We start from the raw sequence: 9,237 nt of genomic DNA on the forward strand, positions 1-9,237 counted from the left end.
ATACGTCTCGCCGAATGTGACGGGGATCACTCCGCAAGGAAAACCCGTGGCCCGGTCCCGGCGTCTAGCGGGTGTGAGATCAGCCAGGGCACCGCTGCACGAGGTGGACGAGGAACGTCTCGTACGCCTGGTGGTGAAGGGCGACCGTGCCGCATTCGAGGAGTTGTACCGGCGTACGTCGCCGTGGCTGGCGGTGCGGTTGCGCCGCCGGTGCGCGGACGAGCAGATCGTCGCGGAGGTCATGCAGGAGACCTACCTGGCGGTGTGGCGCGCGGCGGGCGCGTTCGCCGGGGCCGCGGTCGGCGGCACGGCCACCGGGTGGCTGTGGACGATCGCGGCGCGCCGTCTGGTCGACGCGTTCCGGCGCAGGGCCCACCACGCCCAGCCGCCGCCGGCCGCCGCCGCGCCGGCCGCGGCGCCCGCCGCAGAGGAGGAGGCGCTCGCGGCGGGCGTCGGCGGTGACGTCGGCGACGCGCTGCGCCACCTCGCGCCGGAGTTGAGACAGGTACTGCAGGCCATGGTGCTCGACGGGCTGTCCGTCCGGGAGACCGCGGTCCTGCTCGGACTGCCCGAGGGCACGGTCAAGACCCGTGCCCGGCGGGCCCGGACGGCGATGAGGAGGGCGCTGGCATGAGCGGGGAACACGCGTCGCAGCGGATCATCGAGGGGTACGCGCATGGTGGCACCGGCCTCGCCGCCGACGAGGTGTGGGCCGTGGAGGCCCACCTGGAGGCGTGCCGGGTGTGCCGGGACCGGCTGTCCGCCGTGGTCGCCGCCGGGGTGCCCGCCGTGGCGTCGCTGGTCGACACCGTGTGGTCGGGCCTCGAACCCCGGCTGACGGTGACCCCGGCCATGCGGCGCGGCCGGCTCCGGCGGGCGTGGCTGTCGCGGCTGCCGCGGTGGGCGACGCCCGCGATGGTGCCGTGGCTGGCCATGGCCGTGGCCGTGACGCTGCTGGCCCTGGTGCTCGACCTGGTCGGCACCGGCACGGGCCGGGTGTCGATGGTGCTGCTGTTCGCGCCGGTCCTGCCCGTGCTCGGCGTCGCCGCGTCCTGGTCCCGCGGTCTGGACCCGGCGTACGAACTGACGGCGTCGGCGCCCCGGGCCGGGCTCGACCTCGTGCTGCGGCGCACCGCGTCCGTGCTCGGCGTGGTCGTCCCCGTGCTGCTGGTCTGCGGGTGGGCGACCGGGGTGATGGTCGCCCAGTGGCTGCTGCCCTGCCTGGCCTTCACCGCGGCGACGCTGGCGCTCGGCGGGGTCGTCGGGGTGACCCGTGCCGCCGTCGCGCTGGCCGTCGTGTGGGCCGTGGTGGTCGTGGCGCCGACCGCGGCCGCCGGCCGCACCGCCGTCACCCTGCGGACGGACGGCCTGCCCGTCTGGGCCCTGCTGCTCGCGCTCGGCACCGGGGTCGTGATCGCCCGCAGGGGCGCGTACTCCGTACTGAGGACCCATCGATGACCACCGGAAGGGAACACCACATGACGTCCGCGGTCACAGCCGCCGACCTCGCGCCGACGGCCTACGCCTGGGAGATCGAGGCCACCGGGCTGAAGGTCAGGGTCGGCAGGAAACGGATGGCCGTCGACGGCCTCGACCTGCGGCTCGGCACCGGCGTGCACGGCCTGCTCGGGCCCAACGGGGCCGGCAAGACCACCCTCATCCGGACGCTGGCCACCGTGCTGCGCCCCACCGGGGGCACCCTGGAGATGCTCGGCGAGCCCGTGGGCGGCCCGGGCGAGCACCGTGCGCTGCGCCGCCGGATCGGCTACCTGCCCCAGGAGTTCGGCTACTACAAGCGCTTCACGGTGCGCGAGTTCGTCGAGTACATGGCGTGGCTCAAGGAGGTGCCGAAGGCGGACGTCCCCGCCGCGGTGCAGCGGGCGGTGGAACGGGTCGGTCTCGCCGACCGCGCCGACGAGCGGATGAAGGCCCTGTCGGGCGGCATGGTGCGGCGCGTCGGCATCGCCCAGGCCCTCGTCAACGACCCGGCGGTCCTGCTCCTCGACGAGCCGACGGTCGGCCTCGACCCGGCGCAGCGCCTGCGCTTTCGCGAACTGCTCCAGGAACTGGGCACGGACACCTGCGTACTCGTCTCGACGCACCTGGTGGAGGACGTCGCCGCCGCCTGCACCGACGTGGTGCTCTTCGCCGAGGGCCGGCTGGTCTTCCAGGGCACCCCCGATGAGCTGGCGGCGGCGGGCGGCCCCGAGCACGTGGGCGACAGCCCCCTGGAGCGCGGCTACTCGGCGCTGCTGCAGAACCCGGACCGGGAGAGGGGCAGCTGGTGAACCTCCGCGTCCTGCGCATCGAACTGCGGCGCTCCGTCGCCCCGTGGGCCGGCGTCGTGGTCCTGGTCCCGGCACTGGCGTTCCTGTACCTGCTGGACGCCGCGTGGTGGCGGGACACCACGGCGTGGACGGCCCAGTGGACCCCCATGGCCATGTGGACCCGCTCCCTGCTGTTCTACCTGTGGCCACTGGCCGTGGGGCTCGGGGCGCTGCAGGGCCTGCGCGACCACCGCTCGAACATGGGCGAGCTGCTGACGAGCACGCCGCGGCCCGCCCGGCAGCGGGCCGCCGCGCCGGCGGGCGCGACGGCGCTCACGCTGGCCACGGCCTTCGGGCTCCTGGTCCTGGTGGGCGGGGTCCAGGTGCTCGGCAACACCGCGTACACGCACCTCGGCTGGCTGCCGATCTCGCTGGTGGGGGCGTTCTTCCTGGTCGCGGGGGCGCTGCTGGGCATGGGAGCCGGGCGGGCCCTGCCGTCCGCGCTCACCCCGCCCGCGCTGGCCATGACCGCCTTCGTGTTCACGGCCCTCATGCACATGTCGCTGGGCCGCACGGAGACGGTCTCGGCGGACGGGTTCCCGGGCACGGAGCCGAACCGGCTCTCGCTGCTGTCGCCGACGGTGGAGGAGGTGCGCGACGCGCTCCTCACGCTCTCGCCCTCCGTGCACCTCGGGCAGACGGTCTGGCTGCTGGGCATGGCCGCGACCGGCTTCGCGCTGCTGGTCGCCGCGACCCCGCGCACCCGGCTGGCCGCCCTGGCACCCCTCCTGGCGGGCGCGGTGGCCGCCCTGCTCGTGCTGCCCTCCGACCCGCGCCGGATGTACGTCGTCGACGAGGCCGCCGCGCAGCCGGTGTGCGACGGGCCGGTGTGCGTGACGCGGACGCAGGAGGCACGGCTCGCGGACGTCGCGGGTCCCGGCAAGGAGGCGCTGCGCCTGCTGCGCGCCGCCCTGGGCGGACAGGCGCCGGTCTCCGTGCGGGAGGACGCCGCCGTGCTGCCGCAGGGCGCCACCCCGCGGTGGTCCCGCGAGACCGTCCTCTTCGACTTCGACGAGGACGTCGTGGCCGCCGCGGCCGCGCAGGGCGACGACGGGGAGCTGACCCGGGCCCTGGTCGCGCAGGCCCTGGCGCCGGCGTGCACCCCCGCCGGCTGGAGCGGCACCACCGACGCGCCCGCGCAGGTCGTCGCGGTGGCCTGGGTCACCGGCGTCCTCGCGCCGCTCGACGGCACCGGGTACTCCGCGGCCGAGCAGCTCGACGAGGCCCGCCCGGTGTGGAAGGAGTTCAAGGCCCTGCCACGGGACGAACAGCGCTCCCGGATCGACGCGATGCGCGGCGCCGCGCTGTCCTGCGAGGGCGAACCGTTCGCCGCGCTGAAGGGCGGCGGGTCCCGGTGAGGTGGCTGACGCTGTACGCCCGTTCGCGCCAGGTCCCCGCGTCGTTCGCCGCGCTGGTCGTCGGCGCGGTCGCGCTGGTGGTGCTCGCGCGGGACGGGAGCGGGGGCGGCGACGGGTCCGCGGATCCGCGGCTGCCCGTGCTGGTCCTCACCGCCGGGGCGATGGCGTTCTCGGTCGGGCTCGGCGGGCAGGACCTCGCGCTGGACCGGACGGCCGCGATCCGCTGGGMGCCCCGCAGGGCCGCGCACGTGCTGGTCGCGGGGGCGGTCGTCGCGGCGGTGCTGCTGGTGGCGCAGGTGGCGGTGCCGGGCGGGGCCGTGGCCACCGCCTCGTTCGTGGTGCGGGACAGTGCGGGGCTGCTGGGGCGCGCGGGAGCGCGCAGCGCGACAGGGGGTCTGGGGCGCAGCCCCAGGGACGGGAAGGGGCGGCGGGGGCGAAAAAACCCTAGGCCGGGGGCCAGGCGTCGCCCCAAGAAGCGCTTCGGGCCTCCTTGTAAAGGGCCCCCTGCCTCTTCGTCACTGTCGACCGAGCGATCCGCTCGTCCACCTCGCACAGGTCCAGCAACACCTGCCCCTTACGGATCTGCGGCCGCCGCACCACCCGGGAAGGAGCCGGCGAAGCCACAAGCCCCCGCACCGCCGCGACATAGCTGAACTTCTCGTCCTCGTACGCCAGCGATCCCCCCTTCACCTGCCGGTGCAGCGACGACCGGCTCACCCGTACCGAGAAGTGGCACCAGTCCTCCCCCGCCACGATCGGGCACGCAGCGCTGTGCGGACAGGGCGCCGCGACCTGGAACCCGGCCCCGACGAGCCGGTCGCGGGCCGCGATGACCCGGGCGTACCCGTCGGGCGTCCCGGGCTCGACGACCACGACGGCCTGCGCGGCGGCCGCGGCGGCGTCCACGACCTCGGCGCGCGCGGCCTCCGTCAGCTCCCCGAGCACGTACGACACCGTGACGAGGTCACTGTTCTCGATCGTGAGCGCCGCCCCGATCCGCGAGCGCCGCCACTGCGCGGACCGCAGCAGCGGATTGCTCGACGCCAGCTCGCGGCCCAGCGCGAGCGCCGGGTCGGCCCAGTCGAGCACGGTCACCGGCCGCTCCAGGGGCCAGGTGGCGTTCACCGCCCAGGTCGCCGCGCCCGTACCGCCGCCCACGTCGACGTGGCTGCCCGGCGTCCACCCGGGCACGGCGTCCGCGAAGGCTCCGAGCGCGGCCCGTACGGCCTCGAAGGTCGCGGGCATCCGGTACGCGGCGTACGCGGCGACGTCCGCGCGGTCGCGCAGGATGGGCGCGTCGGTCGGCGTGGTCCCCCGGTAGTTCGCGATCAGCCGGTCGACGGCCTGCGCGGCCGTCCTCGGAGGCAGTCCGTCGAGCAGTCCCGCGAGGGCGGCGCGCAGGATCTCGGCCGGGGAGCCGGAAGGGCCGGAGGGACCGGCGGAGGTGTGGGGGGCGGGGGCGTTCACGGAGGGAGTCTACGAGGCTCCCCGGACCGCCCTGGCCAGCCGCGTGGCCGCCGCCGCCCGGGGCCCGTGGTCGGCGGGCCGGCGGCGTGGGTGGACGGTGTTCGCGAGCAGCACCAGGAACGTGTCGGTCGACGGGTCCAGCACCAGCGACGTCCCCGTGAAGCCGGTGTGGCCCGCGGCCCCGCGCCCGGCGAGGGCGCCCATGAACGACGGCCGGTCCAGGACGAAGCCGAGGCCGGGCGGGGACAGGAGCAGTTCGACGTAGTCGGGGCCCAGGATGCGGGCGGTGCCGTAGGAGCCGCCCGCCAGCAGGGTGCGGCACAGGACCGCGAGGTCGCCCGCCGTGGAGAAGAGGCCCGCGTGGCCCGCGACCCCGCCGAGCGCCCACGCGTTCTCGTCGTGGACCACCCCGCGCAGCATCCCCCGGTCGGCCTTGGCCCAGGGCCGCCGCTGGTCCTCGGTGGCGGCCGCGCCCGGGCAGGGCCCGAAGGCGGTGGCGGTCATGCCGAGCGGGCGGGTGATGCCGTCCCGGACGAGGGCGTCCAGCGGGCGCCGGGTGATGCGTTCCAGGACCTGCTGGAGCAGGAGCATGTTGAGGTCGGAGTAGGCGTACGCGCCGCCCGGCGCCGTCACCGGCTTCTCGGCCCGCAGCAGGGCGAGCCGCGCCCTGTCGTCCGGGCAGTCGTACAGCGGCAGTTCGGGGCGCAGCCCGGAGGTGTGGGTGAGCAGGTGCCGCACGGTGATGCCGTACTCGGCCGCGGCGGTGAAGCCCGGCAGGTACGCGCCCACGCGTGCGTCGATGCCCAGCGTGCCGCGCTCCAGCTGCTGCACGGCCGCGACGCTCGTGAAGAGCTTGGTGAGGGATGCCAGGTCGAAGGGGGTGCGCACGGTGGCGGGCACCCGCTGCCGGAGCGGCAGTTCCACCCCCGCGTCCGTCTCCTCGTCGTAGGCGCGGTGGCGTACCGCCCAGCCCGCCGCCTCCTCGACGGCGACCACGGGCCCGCGTCCGGCGACCAGCACGGCGCCCGCGGCCCAGGGCCGCTCCCCCTCGGTGAGCCCGCGGAACTCCCGTACCAGAAGGTCGAGTTCCCCGGGGTCGAGCCCGGCACGTTCCGCCGTGCCGGGGCRCAGTCTCGGTGCGCTCAGCTCCCCGCTCCCTTCACTCGCGGCTGCCCGTCCGCCTGTTTCCGCCAGGGACGGCACAGTGCCACGAAGCAGCCGGCGGCCACCAGTGAACACACCAGCTGGACGACGGCCATCGGGACGGCCGTGTGTTCCCCGGCGATGCCCACGAGCGGCGTCGCGACCGCGCCGACCAGGAAGGAGGACGTGCCGAGCAGCGCGGACGCGGAACCCGCGGAGTGCTTGGTGCGCATGAGGGCGAGGGCGTTGGTGTTGGGCAGGCACAGGCTCATCGCCGACATGAGGACGAAGAGTCCGGTGGCGATCGGGACCAGTCCCACCTCGCCGAACGCCCCGGCGGACATCAGCAGCAGCGCCGCCGACGCGACGGTGATGACGGCGAGGCCGATCGCGAGGACCTTGTCGAGGCTGACCCGGCCGACCAGGACCTTGCCGTTGACCTGGCCGACGATCACCAGACCGACGGAGTTGACGCCGAAGAGGATGCTGTACGTCTGCGGGGAGGCGCCGTAGATCTCCTGGATCACGAACGGCGACGCGGAGATGTACGCGAAGAGCGCCGCGAAGGCGAAGCCGCCGGTGAGCATGTAGCCGGTGAAGACGCGGTCGGCGAGCAGCGCGCGCATGGTGCGCAGGGCCTCGAAGGTGCCGCCGTCGTGGCGCTGCTCCGGTGCGAGCGTCTCGGGCAGCAGCCGCCACACGACGACGGTGAGCACGATGCCGATGACGGTCAGGACGTGGAAGACGCCCCGCCAGTCGGTGATCCGCAGCACCTGCCCGCCGATGAGCGGCGCGACGATCGGCGCGACCCCGGAGATCAGCATGAGGGTGGAGAAGAACCGCGCCATGTCCACGCCGTCGTACAGGTCGCGCACGACGGCCCGCGCGATCACGATGCCCGCGGCGCCCGCGAGGCCCTGCAGCAGCCGGAAGGCGATGAGGAGTTCGACGGTGGGGGCGAGGGCGCAGACGGCGGTGGCGACGATGTAGACGAGCAGCCCGGCGATCAGCGGGCGCCGGCGGCCCCACCTGTCGCTCATAGGGCCGACGACCAGCTGCCCGAGCGCCATGCCGGCGAGGCACGCGGTGAGCGTCAGCTGCACGGTGGCCGCGGGCGCGTGCAGCGCGTCGGTGACCTCCGGGAGCGCCGGGAGGTACATGTCCATGGACAGCGGCGGCACGGCGGTGAGGCCGCCGAGGATGAGGGTGACGAGGAGCCCGACGGAGCGGCGGGCGGCCGGCGGCGGCACCGGCACCGCCGCGGCGGCGGTCGCGCTCTCCTCGGTCACCGCCGCGCCCGGTATGAGCGCCCTCGTGCCGTCCTGGTCCCGCTCGGGCATGTGCCCCTCCCTGTCCGTGTGATCCGCCACCTATGCTCTCAGCTCGTACGGGTCCTCTCGTACAGGTGGTCGAAGCGGTGGCGGCCGTCGGGGTCGCCGGCGGCACGGAGCGAGGGATCGGGCATGGCTGAGGAACGCGTGCGGTGGGGTGTGCTGGCGACCGGGGGGATCGCGGCGGCGTTCACCGCGGACCTGATCGACCTGCCGGACGCCGAGGTGGTGGCGGTGGCGTCGCGCACCGAGGAGTCGGCGAAGGGGTTCGCGGAGCGGTTCGGCATCCCGCGGGCGTACGGCGACTGGGAGTCCCTGGCGGCGGACGAGGACGTCGACGTCGTGTACGTGGCGACGCCGCACTCGGCGCACCGGGCGGCGGCCGGGCTGTGCCTGGAGGCGGGGCGCAACGTGCTGTGCGAGAAGGCGTTCACGCTGAACGCGCGCGAGGCCCAGGAGCTGGTGGACCTCGCGAAGGAGCGCGGGAGCTTCCTGATGGAGGCCATGTGGATGTACTGCAACCCGCTGGTCCGGCAGCTCAAGGCGCTGGTCGAGGACGGGGCGATCGGCGAGGTCCGCACGGTGCAGGCCGACTTCGGCCTCTCGGGTCCTTTCCCTCCCACCCACCGGCTGCGCGACCCGGCGCAGGGCGGGGGCGCGCTCCTCGACCTGGGCGTGTACCCGGTGTCGTTCGCGCACCTGCTGCTCGGTGAGCCCGCCGACGTGACGGCGAAGGCGGTGCTCTCCGAGGAGGGCGTCGACCTCCAGACCGGCATGCTGCTCTCGTACGGGAGCGGCGCGCTCGCCTCGCTGCACTGCTCGCTGGTGGGCGGCACGCCGACCTACGCGTCGGTCACCGGCTCCGAGGGCCGCATCGACATCCCGTACGGCTTCTTCCACGCGGACCGCTTCGTCCTGCACCGCGACGGCCGCGACCCCGAGGAGTACACGGCCGACGCGTCCGAAGGCACCCGAGCAAGCCTCAAGCACGAGGCCCTGGAAGTAATGCGCTGCCTCCGAGCCGGCGAAACGGAGTCCCCCCTGGTCCCCCTGGAGGGAACCTTGTCGGTAATGCGCACCCTGGACAAGGTGAGATCAGAGGTGGGAGTGACTTACCCAGGGGAAATCTAGGGGCGCGGGGAACGGCGCAATCTTTTGCTTTTAGGGGCGCGGGGAACTGCGCGACCAGCCCCCACGCACCCGCACCCGACAACGCCCCCGGGCGGAGCCCTACGCCGGCTTCAACCCCTGATCCCCCACCTCGGTCACGAACGACGCGGCGACAGAGATCGCCGCCCCCGGCACGGTCACCGCCGGCACCGTCTTGAAGTCAGCCCGAGCCACCTCCCGCCCGAACGACACGGTCGTGTACCCCCGCCGCCCGTTGTAGAACTTCAGATGCGGATTGGCCGTCATGTACGTCTCCCAGTTCGCCGGCCGCTCCGCCCCGTCCCGCCCGCTGGTGATCGAGGTCGTCACGATCTCGGTCCCCAGCGTCCGGGACCCGGGGTCGTCGAAGTCGTCCTTGATGTCGAAGGCGTACGCGACGTGGACGTCCCCGGTGAACACCATCAGGTTCTCCACCCCGGCCGACTTCGCCCCCGCCAGCAC

General features: G+C 74.5%; 9 protein-coding genes and 1 pseudogene. 6 read left to right on the plus strand and 4 right to left on the minus strand.

Annotated elements, in window-relative coordinates:
• The first annotated feature begins 73 nt into the window (after nucleotides 1-73).
• The 5 genes and pseudogenes from FGF04_RS24175 to FGF04_RS41230 form a co-directional block, all read left to right on the plus strand.
• Complete coding sequence (locus FGF04_RS24175; protein ID WP_149513374.1) at nucleotides 74-634, plus strand: RNA polymerase sigma factor; 561 nt, start codon at nucleotides 74-76, stop codon at nucleotides 632-634.
• The gene (locus FGF04_RS24180) at nucleotides 631-1,458 is read left to right on the plus strand and encodes a zf-HC2 domain-containing protein (protein ID WP_149513375.1); all 828 of its coding nucleotides are present in this window, start codon (nucleotides 631-633) and stop codon (nucleotides 1,456-1,458) included. The genes FGF04_RS24175 and FGF04_RS24180 overlap by 4 nt, the downstream gene beginning before the upstream one ends.
• The gene (locus tag FGF04_RS24185; RefSeq protein ID WP_149513376.1) at nucleotides 1,455-2,288 is read left to right on the plus strand and encodes an ABC transporter ATP-binding protein; all 834 of its coding nucleotides are present in this window, start codon (nucleotides 1,455-1,457) and stop codon (nucleotides 2,286-2,288) included. Before FGF04_RS24180 ends, FGF04_RS24185 begins: the two co-directional genes overlap by 4 nt.
• Entirely contained in the window at nucleotides 2,285-3,685 is a 1,401-nt protein-coding gene (locus tag FGF04_RS24190) for a hypothetical protein (RefSeq protein ID WP_149513377.1), read from the plus strand. Before FGF04_RS24185 ends, FGF04_RS24190 begins: the two co-directional genes overlap by 4 nt.
• A pseudogene (locus FGF04_RS41230) lies at nucleotides 3,682-4,080 on the plus strand (hypothetical protein); the annotation flags it as partial. The gene FGF04_RS24190 and the pseudogene FGF04_RS41230, both read left to right, overlap by 4 nt.
• 49 nt (nucleotides 4,081-4,129) lie before the next feature.
• Here the strand turns inward: FGF04_RS41230 and FGF04_RS24200 are convergent.
• From FGF04_RS24200 to FGF04_RS24210, 3 genes are read right to left on the minus strand one after another with little or no spacing between them, the layout of a single operon-like run.
• Nucleotides 4,130-5,152, minus strand: a complete 1,023-nt coding sequence (locus FGF04_RS24200) for a small ribosomal subunit Rsm22 family protein (protein WP_149513378.1) — start codon at nucleotides 5,150-5,152, stop codon at nucleotides 4,130-4,132.
• Between the two features lie 9 nt (nucleotides 5,153-5,161).
• Nucleotides 5,162-6,355, minus strand: a complete 1,194-nt coding sequence (locus FGF04_RS24205) for a serine hydrolase domain-containing protein (protein ID WP_149513379.1) — start codon at nucleotides 6,353-6,355, stop codon at nucleotides 5,162-5,164.
• On the minus strand, nucleotides 6,295-7,635 hold the full coding sequence (locus FGF04_RS24210; RefSeq protein ID WP_149513380.1) for a Bcr/CflA family multidrug efflux MFS transporter: 1,341 nt from the start codon (nucleotides 7,633-7,635) through the stop codon (nucleotides 6,295-6,297). The genes FGF04_RS24205 and FGF04_RS24210 overlap by 61 nt, the downstream gene beginning before the upstream one ends.
• 123 nt (nucleotides 7,636-7,758) lie before the next feature.
• Between FGF04_RS24210 and FGF04_RS24215 the strand changes: the two genes are divergently transcribed.
• Nucleotides 7,759-8,757, plus strand: coding sequence for a Gfo/Idh/MocA family protein (locus tag FGF04_RS24215; protein ID WP_149513381.1), 999 nt, complete (start codon nucleotides 7,759-7,761; stop codon nucleotides 8,755-8,757).
• Nucleotides 8,758-8,856: 99 nt separating this feature from the next.
• Here FGF04_RS24215 and FGF04_RS24220 read toward each other — a convergent pair.
• Nucleotides 8,857-9,237: alkaline phosphatase D family protein (locus tag FGF04_RS24220; protein ID WP_188114200.1), on the minus strand; the 381-nt coding region annotated here is incomplete at its 5' end.

Origin of the sequence: Streptomyces apricus, from assembly GCF_008369065.1 — a bacterium.
Taxonomy (GTDB): Bacteria; Actinomycetota; Actinomycetes; order Streptomycetales; family Streptomycetaceae; genus Streptomyces; species Streptomyces apricus.

What these genes read in the sequence shown, in the direction of transcription:
- FGF04_RS24180 (WP_149513375.1), top strand. Translation starts at nt 631, where the DNA reads ATGAGCGGGGAACACGCGTCGCAGCGGATCATCGAGGGGTACGCGCAT.
- FGF04_RS24185 (WP_149513376.1), top strand. Translation starts at nt 1,455, where the DNA reads ATGACCACCGGAAGGGAACACCACATGACGTCCGCGGTCACAGCCGCC.
- FGF04_RS24210 (WP_149513380.1), bottom strand. Translation starts at nt 7,635, where the DNA reads ATGCCCGAGCGGGACCAGGACGGCACGAGGGCGCTCATACCGGGCGCG.
- FGF04_RS24215 (WP_149513381.1), top strand. Translation starts at nt 7,759, where the DNA reads ATGGCTGAGGAACGCGTGCGGTGGGGTGTGCTGGCGACCGGGGGGATC.